At 46.6% G+C, this 23427-nt stretch carries 18 protein-coding genes; 12 read left to right on the forward strand and 6 right to left on the reverse strand.

Features of this window, described 5'->3' with window-relative positions; all coding sequences use genetic code 11:
• The first annotated feature begins 636 nt into the window (after nucleotides 1-636).
• The 3 genes from G9U52_RS24935 (at nucleotide 637) to G9U52_RS24945 (ending at nucleotide 5667) form a co-directional block, all read left to right on the forward strand.
• Nucleotides 637-3216 carry an S-layer homology domain-containing protein gene (locus G9U52_RS24935; protein WP_166153360.1) on the forward strand — a complete coding sequence of 860 codons (2580 nt, stop codon included), beginning with the start codon at nucleotides 637-639 and terminating at the stop codon, nucleotides 3214-3216.
• Nucleotides 3217-3592: 376 nt separating this feature from the next.
• A complete protein-coding gene (locus G9U52_RS24940; RefSeq protein ID WP_166153361.1) occupies nucleotides 3593-4273 on the forward strand; it encodes a response regulator transcription factor in 681 nt (226 codons plus the stop codon).
• On the forward strand, nucleotides 4270-5667 hold the full coding sequence (locus G9U52_RS24945; protein ID WP_166153362.1) for a HAMP domain-containing sensor histidine kinase: 1398 nt from the start codon (nucleotides 4270-4272) through the stop codon (nucleotides 5665-5667). The genes G9U52_RS24940 and G9U52_RS24945 overlap by 4 nt, the downstream gene beginning before the upstream one ends.
• Before the next feature lie 22 nt (nucleotides 5668-5689).
• Here G9U52_RS24945 and G9U52_RS24950 read toward each other — a convergent pair whose 3' ends face one another.
• Nucleotides 5690-6037, reverse strand: a complete 348-nt coding sequence (locus G9U52_RS24950; protein WP_166153363.1) for an S-layer homology domain-containing protein — start codon at nucleotides 6035-6037, stop codon at nucleotides 5690-5692.
• Nucleotides 6034-8970: a fibronectin type III domain-containing protein gene (locus tag G9U52_RS24955; protein WP_166153364.1), complete on the reverse strand. Its 2937-nt coding sequence runs from the start codon at nucleotides 8968-8970 to the stop codon at nucleotides 6034-6036. Before G9U52_RS24955 ends, G9U52_RS24950 begins: the two co-directional genes overlap by 4 nt.
• A gap of 381 nt (nucleotides 8971-9351) precedes the next feature.
• Between G9U52_RS24955 and G9U52_RS24960 the strand changes: the two genes are divergently transcribed.
• Both G9U52_RS24960 and G9U52_RS42120 read left to right on the forward strand, forming a co-directional pair.
• Nucleotides 9352-10041 carry a response regulator transcription factor gene (locus G9U52_RS24960; protein ID WP_166153365.1) on the forward strand — a complete coding sequence of 230 codons (690 nt, stop codon included), beginning with the start codon at nucleotides 9352-9354 and terminating at the stop codon, nucleotides 10039-10041.
• A 505-nt stretch (nucleotides 10042-10546) separates the two neighbouring features.
• Entirely contained in the window at nucleotides 10547-10921 is a 375-nt protein-coding gene (locus G9U52_RS42120) for an ATP-binding protein (protein ID WP_243767533.1), read from the forward strand.
• A gap of 382 nt (nucleotides 10922-11303) precedes the next feature.
• On the opposite strand, the gene G9U52_RS24970 is transcribed toward G9U52_RS42120, so the two are convergent.
• The 3 genes from G9U52_RS24970 to G9U52_RS24980 all read right to left on the reverse strand — a co-directional run bounded on the left by G9U52_RS24970 (nucleotide 11304) and on the right by G9U52_RS24980 (nucleotide 13355).
• Complete coding sequence (locus G9U52_RS24970; protein WP_166153367.1) at nucleotides 11304-12056, reverse strand: SDR family oxidoreductase; 753 nt, start codon at nucleotides 12054-12056, stop codon at nucleotides 11304-11306.
• A gap of 119 nt (nucleotides 12057-12175) precedes the next feature.
• Entirely contained in the window at nucleotides 12176-12322 is a 147-nt protein-coding gene (locus tag G9U52_RS24975) for a hypothetical protein (protein WP_243767534.1), read from the reverse strand.
• 748 nt (nucleotides 12323-13070) lie between these two features.
• Nucleotides 13071-13355 (reverse strand): ArsR/SmtB family transcription factor, encoded by a 285-nt coding sequence (locus G9U52_RS24980; protein ID WP_166153368.1) that lies wholly within the window; start codon nucleotides 13353-13355, stop codon nucleotides 13071-13073.
• Between the two features lie 354 nt (nucleotides 13356-13709).
• Here G9U52_RS24980 and G9U52_RS24985 point away from each other — a divergent pair, with 354 nt between their 5' ends.
• The 4 genes from G9U52_RS24985 to nfsA all read left to right on the forward strand — a co-directional run bounded on the left by G9U52_RS24985 (nucleotide 13710) and on the right by nfsA (nucleotide 17154).
• On the forward strand, nucleotides 13710-14711 hold the full coding sequence (locus G9U52_RS24985; protein ID WP_166153369.1) for a LacI family DNA-binding transcriptional regulator: 1002 nt from the start codon (nucleotides 13710-13712) through the stop codon (nucleotides 14709-14711).
• Nucleotides 14708-15613 (forward strand): ribokinase, encoded by a 906-nt coding sequence (rbsK, locus tag G9U52_RS24990; RefSeq protein WP_166153370.1) that lies wholly within the window; start codon nucleotides 14708-14710, stop codon nucleotides 15611-15613. The genes G9U52_RS24985 and rbsK overlap by 4 nt, the downstream gene beginning before the upstream one ends.
• A 188-nt stretch (nucleotides 15614-15801) precedes the next feature.
• The gene (locus tag G9U52_RS24995; protein WP_166153371.1) at nucleotides 15802-16101 is read left to right on the forward strand and encodes a hypothetical protein; all 300 of its coding nucleotides are present in this window, start codon (nucleotides 15802-15804) and stop codon (nucleotides 16099-16101) included.
• 309 nt (nucleotides 16102-16410) lie between these two features.
• Nucleotides 16411-17154 carry an oxygen-insensitive NADPH nitroreductase gene (nfsA, locus tag G9U52_RS25000; RefSeq protein ID WP_166153372.1) on the forward strand — a complete coding sequence of 248 codons (744 nt, stop codon included), beginning with the start codon at nucleotides 16411-16413 and terminating at the stop codon, nucleotides 17152-17154.
• A gap of 126 nt (nucleotides 17155-17280) precedes the next feature.
• Here nfsA and G9U52_RS25005 read toward each other — a convergent pair whose 3' ends face one another.
• Complete coding sequence (locus G9U52_RS25005) at nucleotides 17281-18177, reverse strand: TetR/AcrR family transcriptional regulator (protein WP_166153373.1); 897 nt, start codon at nucleotides 18175-18177, stop codon at nucleotides 17281-17283.
• Between the two features lie 269 nt (nucleotides 18178-18446).
• On the opposite strand from G9U52_RS25005, the gene G9U52_RS25010 reads away from it, so the two are divergent.
• The 3 genes from G9U52_RS25010 to G9U52_RS25020 are packed head-to-tail and all read left to right on the forward strand — an operon-like array spanning nucleotide 18447 to nucleotide 23397.
• Entirely contained in the window at nucleotides 18447-18950 is a 504-nt protein-coding gene (locus G9U52_RS25010) for a GbsR/MarR family transcriptional regulator (protein ID WP_166153374.1), read from the forward strand.
• A 36-nt stretch (nucleotides 18951-18986) separates the two neighbouring features.
• Nucleotides 18987-22100, forward strand: coding sequence for an efflux RND transporter permease subunit (locus G9U52_RS25015; RefSeq protein ID WP_166153375.1), 3114 nt, complete (start codon nucleotides 18987-18989; stop codon nucleotides 22098-22100).
• A gap of 46 nt (nucleotides 22101-22146) precedes the next feature.
• The gene (locus G9U52_RS25020) at nucleotides 22147-23397 is read left to right on the forward strand and encodes an efflux RND transporter periplasmic adaptor subunit (protein ID WP_166153376.1); all 1251 of its coding nucleotides are present in this window, start codon (nucleotides 22147-22149) and stop codon (nucleotides 23395-23397) included.
• Nucleotides 23398-23427: the final 30 nt, after the last annotated feature.

Consider the following 23427-nt stretch of genomic DNA (forward strand, 5'->3'; position numbering starts at 1 on the left):
CCTCTGCGCTGAAAGTGATTTCAACGATGCCTACTACTTCTTCATTGATATTGTTGAAGTTCAAGCTCGATAGCCGATTCAATGGAACTGTCTTGAAGCAAAGCTTCTTGTGCTACGCTGACTTATTTAGCAAGGGTAAGTTTCTTTCAGAATTCTTTCATTGCGCTCTGTTACACTTTAAATCAAATAGGAGGAGTGTCGTATTTTGTTAATTGGTCAGATAATTGGTTGATGTCACCAAGTTTGCTGATATTATGACCTCATGGCGATGCTGGAAGATTTGGGATGAAACGAAGATGTATTGGTGATTGTCGCGACGGCTTTTGCTTATCTTGATCCCCCGTATCGTTAACGCCACCTTTGGGTTGTCTTACTGGTTAAGTACTCCATTTTGGTGACCAGTAAACTTCTTAAGTGGGTTCTTGTTTGTTGATATTCTGGAAAGGTGGCAAGGAATGTAATAGGATAATTGGGAGTGAAATATTGAGAGATCAGAAGGAGAGAGAATACAAAAGGAATGGCAAGCAAGCAGTATGAAAAAGGTATCAATTGATCCTTCGTATTGCAAATATAGGAAGTAATGACGGCTTTAGAACTTATAATTGTATTTTCTTATTCAGAATGAGGAGGACTCGTATGCATAGTTACTTACATAAAATATCAGTAGTCTTTTTAACTCTGTGCTTGATCATAAGTATGGTACCAGGGCTAGTACTAACAGCAAATGCTGCCGGCGGTGAACCCATCATAACCGATGTAAGCATCGTATCGAATCATGCAGGGGATGCCACAAAAGCCACGATTGGCGATACGATCACGCTCACCTTTACTACCGATGAGTCGGTCACCAAATTAGGCAACTTTAAGATCAATGGCAGCAATCCGGATACGTTCACGAATGTAGGCAATGCCTATACGGCAACCCATCTCGTCGATTCAGGAGACCTGGTGACAGGAGCGCCAGCCACCTTCCAAATCAACGTAAAGAATGCGGGAGGGATCTACTCCTTAACGGTGGAAGCAACTACAGACGGAAGCTCGGTAACGATCATTGGTGCTCAGCCTTCGCCGGTAATCACTAGCCAACCGAGTAATGCAACGGTAGATCAGGGTGGAAATACAACCTTCTCGGTGACGGCATCCCATGTAACCTCGTATCAATGGCAGGTGAATACAGGTTCGGGCTTCACGAATATTAGCGATGGTGCTCCATACAGCGGTGTGACAACAGCGACGCTAACAATTACAGGTGCTACAACAGGCTTGAATGGTTACGTGTATCAGGTAATCGCGAGCGGAAGTGTCTTACCAGAAGCTACATCGAATAGCGCAATCTTGACAGTGAATAGCGCACTGGAAGCGTCGACTATAGTCAGTGCAGTAGCAGGAAATGCCAAAGTCAGTCTCACTTGGAATTTAGTAGACGGTTCGACAAGTTATAAAATATTCAATAGCACGACCCCCAATAATTATGGGGCGGCAGCAGCAACACTAAGTGGATCGGTACATAGTAGCGATATAACAGGACTTGTAAATGGAACAACGTATTACTTCGTGGTTAAGGCTGTTAAAGGAAGCTTGGAGAGTACAAATTCAAACGAAGTGAGCACAACCCCTAAAACCGTTCCAACAGTACCTACGGAAGTAACGGCAACAGCAGGAAATGGACAAGCAGCCATTACATTTACGGCTCCAATTGATGATGGGGGAAGTCCAGTCACGGGTTATGAGATCACATCTTCTCCTGGAAATATTGTGGTCACAGGGACAACCAGCCCGATTACAATAACGGGACTGTCGAACGGACTGACCTATACGTTCACGGTAAAAGCGATCAATAGCGAAGGCAACAGCGAATTTTCTCATGTCTCTAATGCTGTAATACCATATTCACTAACAACCAGTTACTATGAGTCTTCATCATCGGACTCAACATCTTCAAGTGTTCAGGAACCGATAAACATAGGAGTTATTGTTCTTGTCAATGGCAAGATTGAGAACCTAGGTACTGCTACAACAACAACAACAGTCAGAAACCAGAGCGTTACCATAGTAATAATTGACCAGAAAAAGCTAGAGGACAAGCTTGCGGCGGAAGGCCAAGGTGCGGTGATTACGATTCCGGTCAATACCGAGTCCGATGTTGTAGCTGGAGAGTTTAACGGTCAATTGGTACAATATATGGCGCAAAAGCAGACCATTGTGGAAATCAAAACGGAGAAAGCCACCTATTCCATGCCTGCGCAACAAATCAATATCGATTCATTATCCAAACAGTTCGGCGAGAACGTAGCGCTTCAAGACATTAAGATTCAGATCGAAATCGCTACACCGTTAGCGGATACCTTGCAGGTCGTAGAAAGCTCAGCCGTTAAGGGAGAGTTCATGATTGTGGTCCCACCGCTTCACTTCACAGTTAGAGCTATTTATGGGGATATAACGAAAGAAGTATCCACATTCAATGCCTATGTGGAAAGGACTTTCCCTATACCAGACGGTGTAGATCCTAACAAGATCACAACCGGCGTAGTGATTGACGCAGACGGAACCGTTCGCCATGTGCCAACGAGGATTGTCATTGTGGATGGCAAGTATTACGCTGTAGTAAGCAGCTTGACGAACAGTACGTACTCCATTGTTTGGCATTCACTTGAATTCAAGGATGTCGCCCAGCATTGGGCAAAGGGTGCTGTGAACAACATGGGCTCACGGATGGTCGTAGGCGGCATTGGCAATGATCTATTCAATCCGGATCAAGACATTACTCGCGCTGAGTTTGCAGCGATTGTCGTTCGTGGACTGGGGCTTAAGTTGAATAACGGAGCAACCACATTTTCGGATGTAGGGACATCGGATTGGTATAGTAGCGCAATCAATACGGCTTACTCCTACCAACTTATCAATGGATTTGAAGACGGTACCTTCCGTCCAAATGACAGAATTACCCGAGAACAAGCTATGGTGATTATTGCTAAAGCGATGATGATTACAGAACTAAAAGCCAAGCTTTCCGTTCATGCGTCAGACCTAATGCTTCGTTCATACACAGATGTAGCGGATGCGTCCAGTTGGGCACTAACCAGCATGGCTGACGTCTTGCAGGCAGGTATTATATCAGGAAGAAGTAGTACGGCACTTGCACCAAAAGCTAACATTACGAGAGCTGAGGTTGCAGCGATTGTGGAGCGGTTGCTGCAAAAGTCTGGCCTGATATAAAAAGAATCATTGAATAGGGTTATCCCTCGAGCGATAAATGGCTTGAAGGATAACCCTATTTCCACCTGAAGACATTCGTATCCACAAGATACTTCAAGATGCTTATATGAAGTTAACCACTTATGTTTCGGATATGCTGTTTTGATCGTCATGCGCAACTAAAGTATGAAAAAAAACCAACCCAATGCGGTCGGCTTTTCGTCCTATTTATGATATGTTTCACCTTACACGCTATAACGGCTAAACTACTACGACGTTTTGCCTTCAATAAGACTACCGAAAAAGCCTAGTAACTCGTGCAGAATTATCGCATATTTTGCAAGCCCGTATGCTACTATTGAAGGAAACCAATAAATTCGGAGTGTGATTGGATATAATGGAACGAATTCTCATCGTGGATGATGAAGTTGATATTCGCCGATTAATTCGTCTGCATATCGAACAAGCCGGAATGCAAGCGGAAGAAGCCGCAACCGGTAGGGAAGCCATCGAACTGCTTCAAGATCGTAGCTTTGAACTGATGATTCTTGATCTGATGATGGACGACGGCAACGGCTTCGAAGTGCTGAACTATTTGCGGGAAAACCGATTAGAAATGCTTGTCATCATCCTAAGCGCAAGAAGGCAAGAACAGGACAAAATCATCACGTTAGGTTTGGGTGCCGACGATTACGTCACGAAACCTTTCAGTCCACTGGAGCTGATTGCCAGAGTCCAAGCCAATATCAGGCGGTTTATTCCCATTGCCAAGAGCCATTCCGAGCTGAACGGTATCGTTCTCGATTTGAACAATTACAGCCTCCACTGCTACGGGGAAATATATACTTTAACAGGCATGGAATTTGAGCTACTCCATTTATTTATGCGAAATCCTGATCGCGTCTTTACAAAAAGGGGAATTTACCGACAAATATGGAATCACGATAATTACAACGAAAATAACTTAAGAGTTTATATGAATCGATTACGAAAAATGCTAGATAACCCCTCTTCGCCCATTAATCATTTTCAAACCATTCGGGGAATCGGCTACCGATTTTCAGGTGATGGGATATGAAGCTACGCACGAAGCTATGGTTGCTCGTTGTTACTAGCATCGTCCTAAGCTTAACCCTGTTCATAGTTCTTTCCGTTTGGATTGGACAAAAGTATAACCAAGGGTACAGTCTGAACTCGCTAGATAATATCATTAGCACTACGATCAGACAAATGCAGGATGAGCAAGCTTTCGCTAAAGATAGAGTGCAGCCCATTCTAGACAATGCTCACCAGCAAGATCCCCAGCTGCGATTCGAGTGGATCGCTTCGGATGGCATACCGATCTATGACACCTCCGGCCAATCGATACCTTACAGCTTCAAAGAACTGGCAGATCGGGTTACTCACTTGCCTACAAATCTATGGACCGACGGAGAACAGATTACATTAGCAGCTTCTACGGACAAAGACGGGCAATCCTATTATTTGTTGGTCAGTCTGCCAAGTGAAGCGATGGAGCCAGGGCAGTTTTATTTTTTCATGCGAACCTACAAGATTCTATTCACACTAGCTTTGCCGCTCCTTCTTGCCTTTTTAACACCTTACTTACTTTCCTTATGGTTTTTTTCCTCTATGAATCGGCGCCTGCGCAAGCTGAACGTCGCACTCAATCGGGTCAATCTGCAAAGCGAAGATATCGAATTACAAGATAACGCCAAAGATGAAATCAGTCAACTTAACATGCATTACAATCAGATGACCCGAAGAATTCGGATGCAGATCACTCAGATCGAACAGTTCGAGAGCAGGCGTAAGGTGCTTCTGTCCAACTTGTCCCATGACCTGCGTACCCCATTAACAATGATCCTTGGATACGCCGAGACCATTCGCGTAGAACATTATAAAGATACGAGAGAGCTGAAATCAAGCGTGAAAATCATCCTGCAGCATTCCAGGTACATGGAAAGTTTGCTCAATCAAATTTTGGATGTCTCTAGGCAGGGTGTTGATGTGCGGAATATTCGTTTTGTCCACGAAGATCTATCCGAACTTATTCGAAAAGTAGTAGCCGATTATTTATTAATTATCGACGAGGACAACCTCAACCTTGATTTTAATATCCCTGAAACCGAGTTGGTAGTGCCCATGGATGTTTTGCTGATAGAGCGAGCCCTACGAAATTTGCTAGACAATGCCCTTCGTTACGGAAACGAAGGCCGTTATCTCGGTGTCCAATTAACTGAGGAGGAAGAAACTGCGATCATTACGATTACTGACAAAGGTAAGGGGGTCAATCCCGAGGATCGAGATTACATTTTCGATCGCTTTTATCGCAGCGGCGGAAGAGTAGGCCAAGGACTCGGTATGGGTCTCTCCATTGTGAAGGATGTTGCTGAAGCGCATCAGGGCAGTGTTGAAATGTCGAGCATTCCGTATCAAGAAACGGCGTTCCAAATCAGACTGCCTAAGTAAAGAACAAATACAGCCTTACCCATCAAAAAAAGGAGACCCTATGACTAAAGGTCTCCTTGCACCAAATTCTCTTATTTGGTGTTCTACCGTATGCCTTAGCTATCATTACCGCCACTTCCATCCGCGTAATATTCGCGAATGGGCGGAAGCTTCCATCGTCATAACCGGACACGATCCCAGCTTCTACAGACTGCGTGATCACGTTCTTCGCCCAATCGGGGATCCTTTGCGTATCGGTGAAGCTTAACGTTGCGTCTTCACTTGTAAGCTTCAGTGCATTCATAAGCATCATGACGAATTCCGCACGCGTAATTAGGGCATTTGGCTTAAACGTCCCTTCAGGATAGCCTTCAACAATCCCTTGCTTCACTGCGTGACTGGGTTGCTGGGGGAAGAAGCAGGGCTTGATCCCACGCCATTCGTTGCAACCACCGTAAACGTATATACCGTGCCATACGTCAATCCCGTGACTGTGATCGGACTCGCGGTTGTACCCGTTCCTGTGAATCCTCCTGGACTGGACGTAACCGTATAGCCCGTTATCGCACTCCCACCATCACTCAACGGTGCGTCGAAGCTAACCGTTGCTCCGTTTCCTGCGATCGCCGTTACATTCGTCGGAGCGCTCGGCACACCGATCGGCGCGACGGGTGTGACACTCCCTGATGCCAATGATGCCGCGGAGTCACCTGCAATATTCGTGGCGATTACCGTGAACGTATACGCCGTGCCATACGTCAATCCCGTGACCGTGATCGGACTCGCGGTTGTACCCGTTCCTGTGGATCCTCCTGGACTGGACATAACCGTATAGCCCGTTATCGCACTCCCACCATCACTCAACGGTGCGTCGAAGCTAACCGTTGCCGTTGCCGTTCCGTTTCCTGCGATCGCCGTTACATTCGTTGGGACGCTCGGCACACCGATCGGCGCGACGGGTGTCACACTCCCTGATGCCAATGATGCCGCGGAGTCACCTACAATATTCGTGGCGACTACCGTGAACGTATACGCCGTGCCATACATCAATCCCGTGACCGTGATCGGACTCGCGGTTGTACCCGTTCCTGTGAATCCTCCTGGACTGGACGTAACCGTATAGCCCGTTATCGCACTCCCACCATCACTCAACGGTGCGTCGAAGCTAACCGTTGCCGTTCCGTTTCCTGCGATCGCCGTTACATTCGTTGGGACGCTCGGCACACCGATCAGCGTGACCGGGTTCGGGTCCGGGTCCGGCTTCCAGTTCGACTTCGAGTTCGTGTTTGATACTGGTGCAGTTGATTGCCCATTGATAGACCTCACACTAGCAAGGTCAGCGCTATTTACGAAAATCGTTGCAGGATCTACTCCCGATGAAACGTTCAGATTACCGATAGAAGTGCCGGCTCCCAGAACAAGTTGAGAATTGGCTCCAGTTATCTGAAGACTTCCGATCATCCCTTGCACATTCAGGTTAACTGCTCCGGCATTGTCGTGTACGGTCATCTGACCGATGTCCACTGAAGCGGTGAGGGAGGTGCTGCCGGGTAGTTTAGCGTCGGTCGCAGCCGAATCACCGAGGTTCACCGTAGGGATTGACGTTTGACCAAAATAATTCGCTTTAACGCCAGACTGAACGTTGAGTGTATCAAGCGAAGACGACTCATCGACGTTGAGGTCGGTATCTACCTTTGCTGTAAACGTGCCGATGGGTGTGCCTACAACATTAATTATCTGCGAGGTGACGCTCGTCTTCGCAGTCTCACTGTTTGCGCCTCCAGCGTTGTTCAGTGCTGCTACCCAGAACGCTAAACCTCCCGCATCTGGTGCTCTTCCAAACGTTTTCTGGTAAAAACTTGTTACAAAAGCTTCGGCATTAGTAGACGATGGGTAAGAAGAAGTTCCTTCCGGAGCCGTCAAAAAGCCTTGGGTAACCGTCGTTATACTGACGGGACCAGTTCCGGTATTATTTGAGGCATTATTTAAGGCATTTGCCCAAAAATTAAGGCCCGCGGTGTCTGGGGCGCGGTTAAAGAGAGCAGTATAAAGATTGCTGACGGTTGTAACTTGGCTTGTGGTGGCAATTGCCAAGGTGCGGACTTCTCCCTTTGACTTGGAGCTTGATTTGGACATCTTGTCCGTACTGATTTCTACCTTTTTCAATAGCGCGCTGTTGTACAAATATAATTGACCGAAATCGCTATTGTCGAACCATATATTGGTGATCTGAGATTCAAGACGATCGTTATCTTTCAAGAAGACCGTTTTGCCTTTAACGAGCACATTGTAGGCAAAGAAATCGGACTGAACTGCCGATGTCAAATTTAAATCCTCTTTAATCTCCAAGTTAGCCAACACAACGTGATTGGAGTTCACGATTACGCTTCCGATGACCGCGTCACGTTGGGCATCGAATAGTATAGGTGCATCCGTTCCTGTTAATGCGTCTTTGTATCCGATAATCAGCCCTTCAACAGACTTTATCGTATCCCCAGCAGAGGTGAACTGAATCGCCGCATTGTGCAAAGCAGCTTTGTTCGATGGTTGAAAAATGCCCTGTACCGATGCACCCGCGTGATAGGTCTGGCCATCAATCTGAATTGTGCCGTTATTGCCAATGTCTTGAATGATAGACGGACTGTAGAAGGAGCGATAAAGCAGCGTTATCCCTTCTGCCAGCACAATGTTTGCGCTTGGATCGAAGTTATCCTTCGATTTCCCGTTCGCAATACCCGCTTTCGTCAAGGCGCCTATTGCGCCAGCATACCAGCTATTCTGCGGAACATCACGGAATCCGCTGCCGACTTGCGGCTCTGGCTTCAGCTTCTTGGCCGTAACAATCAAGCTCGCCACTTCAGCCCTTGTAATCTCTATGTCCTGACGGAACGTGCCATCTTCGTAACCTGCCACCAGCCCCTCATTATGGAGGGCAGTAACATACCCGGTTAAATCACCGCCAACAGACATATCCTTAAACGGTAAGGTGCTTTTGGATGGGGACAGACCTAATGAGATCGCAAGAAACTTAGCAAAATCACCACGTGTCATAACAAGCTGGGGACTCAGGTTATCTCCTTGCTTTGGATTAAGAATTCCCAGCATAATCCAAGCGTTAACCGCCTCTGCGTACCATGCTGTATCTGGTACATCCGAAAAGCGTTGCACGTTCTTCATGGGTTGGGCAGAAGTAGCAGATCCCTCCTGGCTTACCTGCGGCTTCGGAGATTCGGCCGCCACACTAAAGGGAGAGCAGATGGTCAGTAATAGTAACGAAACGAGTGCAACATTCAGCCATTTTGTACGATTAATAGTAAATAACATTGAGAGTCTCCTTTTTGGTCGTTCAATTAATGAAAATATAATGATTGGTTCGCAAGAGGCAGCAGTAGCTCCTGAAGGAAACGAAGTGAGCACGGCGAACTTCGCACGAAATGCATGATGATGAATCGGAAGTCCAGCTGCTGCTGATCGCCGCCTTCTTTACTGAAAAGTTCTACGTATCCTATGCCTTCTCAGCCTTCCTAATAAATCATTTGTACTACAAGTATAAAGCTTATCTTTCGACTGAATCTTAATGAAATCTTAATGGGTTTCCAAGACCATGACATTTTTCGACATATCGAGACAGTATTCTTGTGTTTTTTCCTTGATAGGTTTGGTATGATTAAAAAACAATTATTCTTGCAGAGAGTGGGCGACAACATGAGTCAAATTTTAATAGTCGATGACGAGCCTGACATTCGCGCGCTGATTCGTATTCACCTAGAGCGTGCGGGCTTGCAAATCATCGAAGCCGAGTCGGGGCGGCAGGCGATCGAGCGGATCCAGGAGCATCCCATTGAATTAATAATCTTGGACATCATGATGGACGATGGGAATGGCTTCGAGGTGCTTCACTATTTGCGCAAAACCAGTTCAAAAACGCTCGTTGTCGCGCTTAGTGCCAGAAGAGAGGTACAGGATAAAGTGGACACGCTCGGCTTGGGGGCGGACGATTATATCACGAAGCCATTTAGCCCGATGGAGCTGATTGCCCGTGTTCAGGCTCAATTAAGGAGATATACTTCTCATACATCGCATCAGTCCGAGATCATTCGATTGAATAACCTGGTTCTCGATGTAGACAATTTAATTCTTCACAATGGCGGGATACGGCACCCATTAACCGAGATTGAATGCGAGCTTCTACAATTATTTATGACAAATCCCGATCGCACGCTGACCAGGAGAGACATCTACCAACATATCTGGAAGCATGAAAATTGTAACAACAATAACTTGAGTGTATTTATCAACCGGCTCCGTACGATGCTCGAAAACACTGCTGATTCCCCGCTTCACCTTCATACCGTACGTGGAATTGGATATCGTTTCTCGGGAGATGGACGATGAACAATCGCACAAAGCTATGACTCATCATGCTGATCAGCTCTGTAAGCAGTTTGATTCTGTTTTTGGGCCAAAGGCTACAATTTGGACAAGTTGAACTCGATTTCGTAAGAGACACTGAATTTAATCGAGAGGCAAATCGCTTTCGACAAGAATAACCTTCAGCAGGTGCTGGATTCCGTTCATAGCCGCAATCCGGATCTACTTGGAATGGATCGCTTCTGACGGGACGGTAATCTACGATACTTCCGGCGAAATGGGGCGTTAGACTTCAGGCAATTGGTGGGTCGTATGGCAAATATGCCGAACAACCTGTGGGGCGCCTACGAACCGATAACGTTCGTTTATTCCCTTAACCATAATACGCGGTCCTATTATTTGCTCTTAAGTTTGCAAGCGAAGCGATGCAAAAAGGGCAATACTTCTTCTATGCGCGCTCGTCCAAGGTCATTTATACGAGGAAGAGCTTCAGTCCGGTGCGAAAATCATTCTGCAGCGATCCCGCCACATGGACAATTTACTGGATCAACTGTTGGACATCTCGCAGCAGGATGAGGATTTACTCGAACTCCATTTTGCTCCGTATAACTTGTCCGAAATGATGCGGAAGATTGTATCGGATTACCTGTTGATTTTGGATGGCCAGGACTTCACAATCGAAGTAGGCATACCCGATAGAGACGCGGTGATTGATATCAATCAGTCTCTTATCGAACGAACGAGCCTTTCGCAACTTGCTAGACAATGCCATTCGATACGGAAACGAAGGGCATTTCCTCGGAATCGTATTACTCGGAATCGTATTAACGGAAGAGGAAGTATACATTACCGTCAAAGATCGTGGAAGAGGAATCGCGCCTTAGGATTGCGAGCGCGTCTTTGAACGGTTCTATTGTGTTGACGGAGGGAGAAAAGGCGATGGAATCGGCTTCGGACTGTCAATCGTCCAAGAAATCTTAGAATCTCAAAATTTAGCCGTCATTATGGTAGGGTTCACCTTACACGCTATAACGGCTAAACCTCGTGATCAGGATCAGGATTGTCGGAATGTTGAGCCAGCCTTGCTGATGCAGAGCCTAGAACCATTTCTCACCTTAAGCGACCATGCGGTGTTGCCGCGTTAAGGTACGTCGAGGCTCATGCATCATCCAAGGCATAGTTTCAGTACGTCCAAGCAGTGCGTCCAAGTTTTACGTATTCCAATTGATGACACACTCCCTATTGTAATATGGGAGAAGCCCTTTGATCACACGCTCTAGACTACGTCACCACGGAAGCGGGCCGTCTTCGTTCGAGAACGTGCCCGTCGGGCCGTTCTCGTCGAGAAGCGCGAGGCGCACGGGCTGGCTTGCAGCCTCTTGGACGGTGCGCGTGCCCTCGAAATTGTTGAGGTCCGTCCCGGTAAAGCCCGGGCACACAGCATTGACCTTGATGCCTGTTGACTCGAGTTCAATGGCTAAGGCGAGTGTGATCGCGTTGAGGGCGGTCTTCGACGGGCTGTAAACGGCACCGAACACCGCACGAGGCGGAAAGCTTGGATCTGCGTTCATTGACAGCGAACCTAAGTCGCTCGATAGGTTGACGATGCGTGCCGCCGGCGCTTCACGTAGGAGCGGCAGCAACGCTTGCGTGACGGCGATCACGCCGAACACATTCGTCTCGAACACCGCGCGTACCTCGTCGAGAGACGCGACACTCGGACGGCCCGAATTCGCGATCTCCGCGATCGACCTGCCCGGCTCACCCGCGTGCGATATGCCCGCGTTGTTCACGAGCACGTCGAGCCGACCGAACTCGCTTCGGATGCGGTCCGCCGCTGCGGCGATGGAAGCCTGGCTTGTGACGTCGAGTTGGAGTGCTCGGGCATCCGCGCCGATGCTCTTCGCGGCCGTCTCCCCATGTTCGAGATTGCGCGACCCCACGAGCACGGTGAATCCGTGCCCCGCAAGATCCCTCGCGATTTGAAGACCAATTCCTTTGTTAGCCCCGGTTACCAAGGCGACGGGTTTGTTCTGCATAGTGATACTCTCCTTTTTGCATCGATGTGCAATTATTTAATGTAGACGTCTTCCCAACTAGTCGGATAATCGTCCGTCGATTTACAGAAATCCGCCATAAGATAGAGAATAAGCGCTGACTACCCATTGAAGATGTTCGCGGAGAAGCTCTGCTCTTCGCCAAGGGACGGCATGGCGACGAAAGTAATGGTGTAATCGAGCGCCATCATTAACTGAGATACAGCCAGGAAGAGTAGAGCCAATCCTTTAAATCTGTTTGCACTCATCAAATATCAACTCCGCTTACAGGCAAGGGTTGTCTAATTAGGTTATAATTTTTGATCGAGACCATAACAGTGCTTCAAATTTGAGATCTTCAAGCATTTCTGGCCCATATTGTGCGAGTGGCCTCTTTTGCGAATTAAGCTCTCCGGACCAACTTACCAATTGTTTGCCTATGTTTGATACTCTGACCTCCTTTCACACCCCACTATAAGTTTGTATTGCATACGGCAGTTCACTTTTCGTTCATTAAAGCAGCCCGATGTTTAAATAGATGGTTGTTGCAGTGATTCTGAAAATACCAATGATCGAGCGTGGAGCTACCTTAGGGCTTCGACTACCCATGCACCCGAGTTGAATTCGCGTGTCCAGTAGAATATCACCTCTTCGCGACGTTGCTCTGCCGGGTTACTCAATGTCAGGCTGTTTCTCGAGAGTCAATTGCTCAGGCATCCCCTCCTTTCGCATTTTCATGGCCTTGTTTAATTAGACAATACGGGTTTGTTTCTGTTTACGAAAAAAAGTACAACACAGCTCTCAAATTAAATTACCATTACAAGCTGAAGCCATTGGACTGCTGAGTCCCAGCGCAAGACTGGAATTCTTGTTTCAGCCGGCGCTTTATTAATTCGATGCATTTAAACTTATCGATTTATTAAGTGAAAAATATACTGCCAAACAGACAGTATTTCAGATCATTCATATCTTTATAATTTTATATATTTATTCTTATCGAAATATAAACCAAAAAAATTAATCTTGCTCTGTCCCAAGCATAACATGACTCTTTAATGTATCCTGGTTGATTTGATAATAATGGTAAGTCCCTTCCTTGCGTGATAACCTTAAAACCCCGCAGTCGACGAGTTGCTTAAGATGATGTGAAAGGGTGGAACCTTTAAAATTCAGACGCTCCCCCATCTCAGTACAACTTAATTCTTTATGCTTACATAAGAGCTTTACAATATTTAACCGGGTTGGCTCCCCGAGTGCCTTGAAGATCTTAACGGCTTCATTATGTGCTTGTTCAGTGCTCATCTGTTGCCCTCCCTTCATTGATTTATACATTTATATATATCGAAATATTAAACTATATACTTTTCCTTGTCAATAGACGCTTCTGACAAAATGTCAATTCATTCAAAACGATATTAGCCCATCAATGAAAAAAAGACCACAGCGGCGGTCTACCCCATTTAACTATCGTACCCGTTCGTTTAGCGATATCCACCAATTATTTACTTATTATTGACAGCATTTTGAGTTCAGGGTAAAGTAAATGATATCAGATGTGGTACCGGTACCATATTTAGCAGGCGCGTTACTGTAATAGATAGGATTATCGTTATCAATGCGATTATCAGCACATATGTATGCAGAGGCGGAATTGATATGGCAACTATTCGAGATGTGGCCAAATTGGCGGGGGTTTCGGTTTCAACGGTTTCCCGAGTACTGAATAAGAATGGCTATGTCCATACAGAAACTGAGAACAAGGTAGCCGATGCGATCCAGAGGCTGGACTATGAGCCTAACGCTGTTGCCAGAGGCTTGGCCAACCAGAAAACCATGACGCTTGCCTTGATTCTGCCTGATATAACGAACCCGTATTTTCCATTGCTCTCCAAGGCAGTGGAGAATGTCGCAAGAGCCTACGGCTATTCCGTTATATTATGCAATGCGGATGACCATCTTGGTGAACCCAAATCGTATATCGAGTTGCTCCGCCAGGCTTATATTGGCGGCATTATTTTTGCTACACATGCTTTAGAGCCCCAGGATATCGATTATTTAAACAAGCATCAAATACCTTTTGTCGTTTTGGATAGGGCGCCAACCCGGCAATACAGTGTGGTTCGCTCTCGCAATTATGAAGGGGCCAAGCTTGCGGTCAGGCATTTGCTAGATTCAGGCTGCCGGCAGATTGCCCATATTTACGGTCCACCGGAAATCTTCACAGCTAGTGAGCGAAGGCAGGGGTATATGGATTCCGTACAGGCCTATGATTGGTATCGCCCTGAGCTGATGGTTCCTGGTGATTTCCAGCTGGAGGGTGGAATGGAGGCGGCCAAGCAATTAATGGAGCGGCATCCCGATATCGACGGGATTTTTGCCGGTAACGACCTGATGGCGGTAGGCGCTTTGAAAGCCTTGCTGCGGATGGGGATTAAGGTTCCTGAACAGGTGGCGATTTGTGGCTTCGACGGGATTTTTCTCACTGAGGTGATCGAGCCTGAATTAACGACGATCGCACAGCCCATCTATGAGATGGGGGCCTTGGCTGTGAAAATTTTGCTGGGGAAAATAGCGGGAAGTGATGACTTGGACCAGGTACATGAATTGGAGGTCAGCCTGGTTGTCAGGCAATCTACGAAAAGGGGAAAGCTGGAATGAATGCAAAAATTATAGTAGTAGGGAGCTTAAATATGGATCTTGTGGTCCAGGTTCAGGAGCTGCCCAAAGAAGGAGAAACACTGCTCGGGATCGCAATGTCGGAAAATCCGGGAGGCAAGGGTGCTAACCAGGCCGTCGCTATTGGCAAGCTGCAAGCATCGGTCAGCATGATAGGCAGAGTCGGCAAGGATGCCCATGGCGCCCGATTATTGGACTCTTTGCAGCAGGCAGGTGTGGACACGCAATATTTGATGGAATCCACAACGCCGACAGGTATTGCCCTTGTAACCGTAGACGGGCATGGCAGCAATCATATTATCGTGGTGCCGGGCGCCAACTTCGAGCTGGCTGTGGCGGATATTGAACAGCAGCGGGCAGCTATCGAGCAATGTGAGATCGTGGTTTTACAGCTGGAGGTTCCGATGGCTACGGTGGTTTATACGCTTAAGTTGGCCAAAGAGTTGGGCAAAACCACGATCTTGAATCCGGCTCCCGCCCAGCCACTGAGCAAGGAATTGCTGCAATATGTCGATTTGCTCGTTCCTAATGAGCATGAGCTGCAAAGCCTGTCCGGCATCGAGGTTATCGATGAGGCCTCGCTGAAACAAGCGGCGATTGCCCTGCTTGGGCAAGGTGTACAGGCGTTGCTTGTGACGCTAGGCGCAGCAGGCTGCTGCTACATCGACCATGACGGGTTCACGATGTACCCGACAGCCAAGGTACAGGCAGTGGATACGACGGCCGCGGGCGACAGCTTTATCGGCGGTTTTGTAGCCGGATATGTGCAGCACCACGACATGGCGGCAGCCATTGCACAGGCCCAGAAGGCCGCTGCGATTACCGTGACCAGGCATGGCGCGCAGGTATCGTTGCCAACTTGGAATGAATTATCCAACGCCTGAGCACAACTGGGTTCACAAGTGACTTATCCAAACCTAAAAATACAGATCAAACAGGCGGCTAACCCTTAGACGGGCTACCGTCTATTTTTGCTTGTATGGGTGAACACCGTGCTCCCCATGGGTGAAGCTCCATAGACTGTTGTTGTGTACCCTAGTTACATGCCCTACACTTTATGGAGGTGTCCCGAATGGAAAAATATCAGCCTATGCCTACGTACAATACCCAGATGCCATATACCGCGCCAGCGCCGATGCCCAAACCAATGACGTCTGCAATGCCGAGCAGCTATATGCAGCCGATTAATGTGCATGCCAGCTATGAAGAAATTAATATTTACGAGCAAAAAAAACCCGTATACCACCATCATCCCGTACCTTGCCATCAGCCCGTTCCTTGCCATAAACCAGCAGGGGGATGGTCGTCAGCCGGTTCGATTCTGGTCCTGTACATTTTGCTTGCTATTATTCTGCGTAGTGTTTGGAAATAACCATGTGGAATGGTGCATGAGGGCACGGAATGGCTGATGGGATAGGCAACCCCGCCAACCCACTCGATTAGCAGGTATAATGTATCTTTGCCTCCTTGTTCCTAAAGGAAAGACCCTTTATAAATATCCTACCCGGGGTATGGGGTCTTTCCTAGGAGCTCCAGTTTAGCCTCAAAAGCTCCATTCATAACAATTATCATACGGGAATCCACTTGCAAAAAGTAAGCTAGTATTCCTATAATACCTATATAGAAGCTTGAATTAAGCTCCTGGTTTAGAGGGATACTTGAAAGCGAGAGGAATGAGGACATGAACGAGACCATCCGGCTTCTGAACAGTCACCAATCAATTCGTAACTTTACTGAGCAACCTGTCACACAGGAGCAGCTTCAAACCATCATATCAGCAGCGCAAAGGGCTTCCAGCTCCAGCAATGTACAGGCGTATAGCGTGATTCATATAACAGATGAGGACAAAAGAAAGCAGATTGCGGAGTGGGCAGACAACCAGGCGCATATTAGTAAAAGTCCGGTTTTTCTTGTATGGTGCGCAGATCTGTACCGGCTAAGGGAAGCCTACAGTATGCATGAAGATCCTGGGCAGGCATACCTGGGCACGACGGAGAATTGGATCGTCGCGACCGTTGATGCTGCACTGGCTGCACAAAATGCGGCTATCGCAGCCGAATCCTTAGGCATGGGGATCGTCTACATTGGAGCGATTCGCAACCGGATCGAGGCTGTGTCCGAACTGTTAGGGCTGCCTGCATATACAAGTCCACTTTTTGGCATGTGCATAGGCTATCCCAACCAGAATCCTGGGCAAAAGCCCCGATTGCCGCAGCAAGCAATATTGCACCATAATACTTACCAAACCGATGGGGTGGTGGAGCAAATCACGGATTACGATAACACGATGATGGATTACATAATGAAGCGTACAGGCGGGAAAAGAAGTAACGGTTGGTCGGAGGATATGAGAAACAAGCTGAAAGCACCTTCACGCCTGGACATCAAGAGCTACCTGAATGGGCAGGGGCTGGATAAAGAGTAGAGGTAAAGGCAAATCGTATCAAGTGATGACGCAAATGAATAAAAGGGACGGTGGCCATATGGTCACCGTCCCTTTGTATTGCGCCCAACATGGTCGCTATCTTTAGGGTGGAAATTGTCGCAACATTTATGGTTTCCTGAGCGAGAACGCTTGCTCTAACTGATAAATCAGCGATTTATCATCTTTGGCTAAAGACAAAAGGTACACATACATCCCCTGAATGATGGTAGGGTTGCAGGGCTGCTTATCCATTTCATCTGCTACCGCTTGTAAGGATCTGAGCATTTCTTCAAGCTTATGAGGATCAGCAATATGCTGTTGAATCCATTCCATTATTTCTTCAACACTGGAAGCAAAAGTCTTAACAGGAACCACATCTGGGTTCAATCTTAATTCAGATGCGCGGAGCATAGGGGTAGTTTGCCTAGCCGTGTTTTGCCTCCGTATAATCCCCTCCACCAAATCCTCCAGTCTTTCGATAAGATATTGGGAAAGCACGACAGGATTGACCGCATAGTCACAAAAGATATGATAGAAAAAAAATTCTTTTAACGAGCCAGCAAGTATGCTCGCCAAATCCATCGAATGAGGCTTAATATCTGAATCTGAGCCATATTGTTCCTCAATCCGTTCCCGAAACCAATGAACATAGGAGATGGTCTCCCTTGTCATGGCTTCACTGATCGTTTTCTCGGTAAATGCAACTCCCTTAATCATCATAGCCAGGAAATCTTTATTCTCCAATACAATCTGGCACTGAATTTCAATCCCCTTCATGATACGTTCGGTGGGAGAGAGCAGTTGGTTCTGCGTAACCATATGGAGTTCATTACGCACTTTTTCGTAATAATTATGGTTGAAAATAAATACAAGCAGCTCTTCTTTTGATTGGAATTGCTGGTAGAAGGCACCTTTGGACACACCAGCAAGGCTGACAATGTCCTGCACTGAGGTTGAATGATAATCGCGTTCACCGAATAATTTAATAGCAGCTTGTACTAATAATTCCTTTTTATTGTTCATTGGGCCATTTCACATCCCGTTGATTAATTTCGAATGAGCCAAATATACGTGCACAACTCATTCTAAAGGTTATCATTATATTCGTCAAGGTTGTGACCGAGCGGTCATAATTGAAATTATTTCTGTATTATTGATTGAAAATGGAGGAAATATAAGGTATATTTATGTCTGACTTATTGGTCATAATAATATGACTGACTAGTCATTTTGTGCGATTATCATCAATCATATTCGCAACACTACGAAAGTAAAGAACGGGGAGCTGATACATGAAAGGAGATCCAACATCTTTACCGCAGCTTCAAAAGGACGTGCTTAATCAATTTTCACTTATTTATGAGTCCTTCGGATACAGCCCGATTGTCGGCCAAATATTTTCCTTGTTGCTGTTTGCTCCCGAGCCTTTAAGCTTGCAGGATATGTGCGACAACCTCAAGGTTTCCAAGGCTGCGGTAAGCGTCCAGGTCCGTACCTTATTGAGGAGTGGAATTTGCAGAAAAATTCCTGCCAGCCGGGATCGTAGAGATTACTATTGTATTTCTGAAGAGATGTGTTCAGCAGTGATCCAAAATGAGCTGGAAAAGGTCAAAAAAATTCATAGCTCATTCTATGCAACTTTAAACTCTCTGAAGACGATGGGCCAAGTAGAATCGATTGAAAAGGACTCGTTCACTGCTTTTAAGCATAGGGTCGAAGATTTATCTTGTTGTTACAGCCTATTGCTACAAAAGCTTGAGGGCTTACAGGAAGAATGGGGCGGTAGAGGTCTCTAGGCATAAAGGGTTGATGATGATAGGGGAGGAAGAGAGATGAACCAGTTAACCCGTTTTTCTTTGAAGAACGTTGCAGCAATTCTAATAATAAGTATTATTCTGTTCGTAGCTGGCGGTTTTTCTGCGACGACGTTAAAGCAGGAAAGCATGCCTGACATTTCATTGCCTGTGGTATTCGTTACGACTATATATCCTGCCACACCACACGATGTTATGGAGGATGTTACGAAAAAGCTTGAAAAACGGATAGTGGGTGTTGAGGGATTGAAAAAAATCAATTCAACATCTGTAGACAGTGTGTCGGCAATCACTGTCCAGTTGGTTAATGGGCGAAGCCCTGATGATGCCAAGCTCGATATAGAAGATGCCCTATCGGATATTGTTTTGCCAGCAAAGGCAGGAAAACCGAAAGTATCGAAGTTTGGCAGTAACGAATTTCCTGTTTATTTCGCCGCCTTGCATGGCAAGGGAAATATGAATCAGGAAGAGCTGAACCGTCTCTACAAGAACATCATTGAGCCTGAATTAAGCGCAATGAAAGGGATCGATCATGTTGATTCGGTAGGTGAGCAGGAAGCTACATTGAAGCTGAAGCTTGATATCAACGCGCTACATACATATGGTTTAACACCAGCACAGATTACGCAAAGTATTCAATCGGCTTTGGTGACAAGTCCGGCTGGCACGGCTGATTTGAATGGAACCACCCAGTCTGTCAGAGTCGAAAGCGACTTGAATACGATCTATAATTTGCAAAACATGAAAATTACGGCTCCTACGGGCCAGACCGTATTGCTCAAGGAGCTTTCCAAGGTCGAAGCTATATCCGAATCGGAGACAATTACTCGCCTTAACTCAGCTCCCGCTATCGGAATTACCTTATATAAAAGCAAGGACGCCAACACCGTTGAATTCGCGGATGAAGTGGAACGTATGATGAATGTATGGAAGCAGGATTATCCGAACATCGACTTTACAAGTGTGTACAACTCGGCAACAGACGTCAAGAAGTCGATTCACGGCATGTTAGAGGAAGGTGGACTCGGGTCTATTCTTGCCTGCCTTATGATTCTATTGTTCCTGCGTAACTTCCGAATGACACTGATCGTGCTCGTGTCGATCCCATTGTCGATTATGATCACGTTAGTGGTCATGGCTTCATTGGATTTCAGCTTGAACATTATGACGTTGGGCGGCTTGACTGTTGCAGTCGGGCGTGTGGTCGATGACAGTATCGTGGTCATCGAGAACATTTTTGCCGAGCTTCAGAAGGCGCGAGAGCGCAACGAGTCTGTGATCATGCTGGCAACCTCGAAGGTTGCATCAGCGATCACTTCATCTACACTTGCAACTGCTGCTGTATTTTTGCCCATTACGTTCGTTAGTGGCATCATCGGTGATATATTCAGGCCATTTGCCATAACGATTGTTGTCGCTATGCTGGCTTCATTGATAGTTGCGCTTACGATCATTCCCATATTAGCCAAGTTGCTTGTTCTAAATGGGGGCAAAAACCTGCACCATGAGGAAAAAATTGGTTGGACGGCTCGTCAGTATAAGAAAGTGTTGGCCTATTCCTTAGGTAACCCCATGAAAATCCTGATTGCCTCAGTACTGGTCTTTGTAGTTTCCATAGGCGGAACTGTCCCTTTTCTGGCTACAGCCTTTATGCCGGAGAATGCTGCGGATAAGCAGCTTCAATTCACGTTAAAGCTGCCTAGCGAAACATCCTTTGAAGCGTTGGATACGAAGATGAAGGAAATAGAAGCCATGATGGCCGAAGCCAAGGATGCCAATGGGCAACCGGTATTCGAGTACTTTGAATCGATGGTCGGATACGACCAGAATAATAACAGCGGGCAACGGACCAATAATAAAGCAACGCTGATGGCGGCTGTATCAGAGAGCCAGGATGCCAAGGAGGTTGCCAAACAATATAAGGAAATCATGCTTTATATGGTACCTAAAGGCTCAGAGGTTGAGGGTGCCTTGCTGACAGCAGCGGTAGGGGGAAGCACAGAGGATTTCGCTTATCTGCTCTTGGGTGATGATCTGGGCCAATTGGCTGTCGGTGCAGAAGTCATTAAGAAGAAACTCGCGGAATATCCAGAGCTCGAAGAAGTTAAAGATAACCTGAGCGAGAAGAAGCAGCAGGTCACTGTAAGTGCAGATCAGAATAAAGCACGGCTATATGGATTGTCTTCTGCCCAAATTACACAAGCGGTGAGCCAATGGCTTACTGAAACTGAGATTGGTGAAGTGAAATTCGATAACGTCAATTATAATACGCGAATTATGGTAGATGACAAATTCAAAAATTCGGTAGACCAAATCGGGCGAATCCGTATCACAGCCCCAACCGGCGCAACGATTAGCCTGAATGAAGTGGCGAGAGTTCGCCAGGTGGATGCACCTGCTACGATTAGCCGGCAAATGCAACAGCAGTATGTGAAGATTTCCGCCAAAATCAATAGTACGGATAAGGGTGGTGTAAGCACAAGAGTGGCTGAGGATTTGAAGGCTGTAGGTCTTCCAGATGGAATACGCACCCAGGTTCAAGGGGTTAATGATGATATCGAGGATAGCTTTGGCCAAATGGCATTAGCGATGGTTGCCGCTGTTATTATTGTCTATGTGGTTATGGTTATTGCATTCGGTAACGCGAGCGCTCCTTTTGTTATTATGTTCTCGCTACCGCTCGCTGCTATTGGTGGCTTCCTCGGATTATTTATTACGAATGAGTCGATTAATATTACTTCACTGATCGGATTTCTGATGCTGATCGGGATTGTAGTTACAAACGCAATTGTGCTAATAGACAGAGTACAGCAATTGCGCGAGGAGGGTGCAACGGTGAAGGATGCTTTATTGGAGGCAGGGGTGACGCGCTTGCGCCCGATCATCATGACGGCAGCAGCGACAGTGCTTTCGCAGCTTCCCATGGCACTTGGGTTTGCAGAGGGTTCATTAATCTCTAAGGGAATGGCTGTCGTCGTTATTGGTGGATTGACAACCTCTACTATATTAACGTTGGTTGTGGTTCCTGTTATGTACCAGCTTATAGATGGGATGAACAGACGGATTTCACGGTTGTTTAAAAGCAAGGATGTTACCCTTACCGATTCCAATGCAGCCTCTGCTACTCCATGAACGAAATAAATATAATCTTATAATCCATATAGAAGGAGCAACATTTATGAAACCTAATCAAGCCGTCTATCAGGGTATTAAGCTGGCAGGAGCTATTGTAATCAGTGCCGCCCTGCTGGTTGGGTGCACGGAGCAGCCGCAAGCCGCACCGAAAGAAGCTAGTACGAACGAATCGCAGTTAAAATTGATTAAGACGGCACCCATCGAGAAGAAAAAAATAAGCGAGCCTTTAGAGCAGGTGGCGGATGTAGCTGCATCCTTACAGATTGATATTGTGACCAAGGCAGGTGGCGATATTATGGAAATTGCAAAGAAACGTGGCGATAACATTGAGAAAGGCGAGGTTATCCTGCGGCTAGACCCCACTGATATCTTGATCCAAAAGGAGAAGGCGAATATAACCGTGTCAGGCACCCAGCAGCAGATGGGAAAAGCGCTTGAGGATGTAAACAATGGTAAACAAGAGCTGAGTAATGGCATAATCAAGCTCGAAGCTGCATTGAAGGATACCGAGAAAAGCTACAGCAAGCTGCGCAATGACTATGATTTGGGGCTGGCAACCAAGAATCAGCTCGAATTGCTTGAAACCCAGCTTAACGGCATGAAGCTTGATTTGGAAACCAATCGAAGCAAGCTAAAGACGTTGGATAGCACGAATTCCTTGGCTCAATTGGAGCAGGGTCTGCAAATGGCTAGTGTATCAATTCGCGAAGCGGATCGGACTATCGATAATATGACCGTGAATTCTAGCGTAAGCGGGGTATTGACTGACCTGCCTGTTGAAGAAGGGATGACGATAACGGCAGGATTCCGGGTTGCCCAAATTCAACAGCTGGATCCGATTAAAATCAAGGCTGAGCTCACCGAGGAAGCGGCGGATCTGATACGTGGCAAGGAAGAATTGACTTATTACGTCCCAGGCAAAGTGGACAAAGAGAAAGCAAAAGTGAGTTATTTATCTGATATCATGAGCGCAAGCTCCCAGTCTTACTCACTGGAGCTGCAGATTCCTAATCCAGACCGCAAGCTTAAGCCGGGAATGAAGGCACAGATCCAGCTCGCCGAAGAGCAAGATCAGGTAGTGATCACGGTTCCTTCGTTAAGTATAGTCCGGGAGAATGGGGAAACCTTCGTGTTTGTCCTTGCAGGTGATTTGGTTGAAAAACGTAAAATAGAGCTTGGTCGACTTAATGAGACCTTTCAGGAAGTCATATCAGGTGTAAACGAAGGCGAGAAATTGGTCATTTCAGGTCAGAACCAATTGAAGGATAAGGAAAAGGTGCAAGTGGCTCCATAATCGTCATGTAACAAGACGTTAGCGTCACTA

The sequence above is a fragment of the Paenibacillus agricola genome (assembly GCF_011440305.1).
Classification (GTDB): Bacteria; Bacillota; Bacilli; order Paenibacillales; family NBRC-103111; genus Paenibacillus_S; species Paenibacillus_S agricola.

Coding starts and splice junctions, on each gene's coding strand:
- G9U52_RS24945 (WP_166153362.1), top strand. CDS start 4,270: ATGAAGCTACGCACGAAGCTATGGTTGCTCGTTGTTACTAGCATCGTC.
- G9U52_RS24935 (WP_166153360.1), top strand. CDS start 637: ATGCATAGTTACTTACATAAAATATCAGTAGTCTTTTTAACTCTGTGC.
- G9U52_RS24960 (WP_166153365.1), top strand. CDS start 9,352: ATGAGTCAAATTTTAATAGTCGATGACGAGCCTGACATTCGCGCGCTG.
- G9U52_RS24955 (WP_166153364.1), bottom strand. CDS start 8,970: ATGTTATTTACTATTAATCGTACAAAATGGCTGAATGTTGCACTCGTT.
- G9U52_RS24985 (WP_166153369.1), top strand. CDS start 13,710: ATGGCAACTATTCGAGATGTGGCCAAATTGGCGGGGGTTTCGGTTTCA.
- rbsK (WP_166153370.1), top strand. CDS start 14,708: ATGAATGCAAAAATTATAGTAGTAGGGAGCTTAAATATGGATCTTGTG.
- G9U52_RS24995 (WP_166153371.1), top strand. CDS start 15,802: ATGGAAAAATATCAGCCTATGCCTACGTACAATACCCAGATGCCATAT.
- G9U52_RS25015 (WP_166153375.1), top strand. CDS start 18,987: ATGAACCAGTTAACCCGTTTTTCTTTGAAGAACGTTGCAGCAATTCTA.
- G9U52_RS25020 (WP_166153376.1), top strand. CDS start 22,147: ATGAAACCTAATCAAGCCGTCTATCAGGGTATTAAGCTGGCAGGAGCT.
- G9U52_RS24970 (WP_166153367.1), bottom strand. CDS start 12,056: ATGCAGAACAAACCCGTCGCCTTGGTAACCGGGGCTAACAAAGGAATT.
- G9U52_RS24975 (WP_243767534.1), bottom strand. CDS start 12,322: ATGAGTGCAAACAGATTTAAAGGATTGGCTCTACTCTTCCTGGCTGTA.
- G9U52_RS24980 (WP_166153368.1), bottom strand. CDS start 13,355: ATGAGCACTGAACAAGCACATAATGAAGCCGTTAAGATCTTCAAGGCA.
- G9U52_RS25005 (WP_166153373.1), bottom strand. CDS start 18,177: ATGAACAATAAAAAGGAATTATTAGTACAAGCTGCTATTAAATTATTC.
- G9U52_RS25010 (WP_166153374.1), top strand. CDS start 18,447: ATGAAAGGAGATCCAACATCTTTACCGCAGCTTCAAAAGGACGTGCTT.
- G9U52_RS24940 (WP_166153361.1), top strand. CDS start 3,593: ATGGAACGAATTCTCATCGTGGATGATGAAGTTGATATTCGCCGATTA.
- nfsA (WP_166153372.1), top strand. CDS start 16,411: ATGAACGAGACCATCCGGCTTCTGAACAGTCACCAATCAATTCGTAAC.
- G9U52_RS42120 (WP_243767533.1), top strand. CDS start 10,547: ATGGACAATTTACTGGATCAACTGTTGGACATCTCGCAGCAGGATGAG.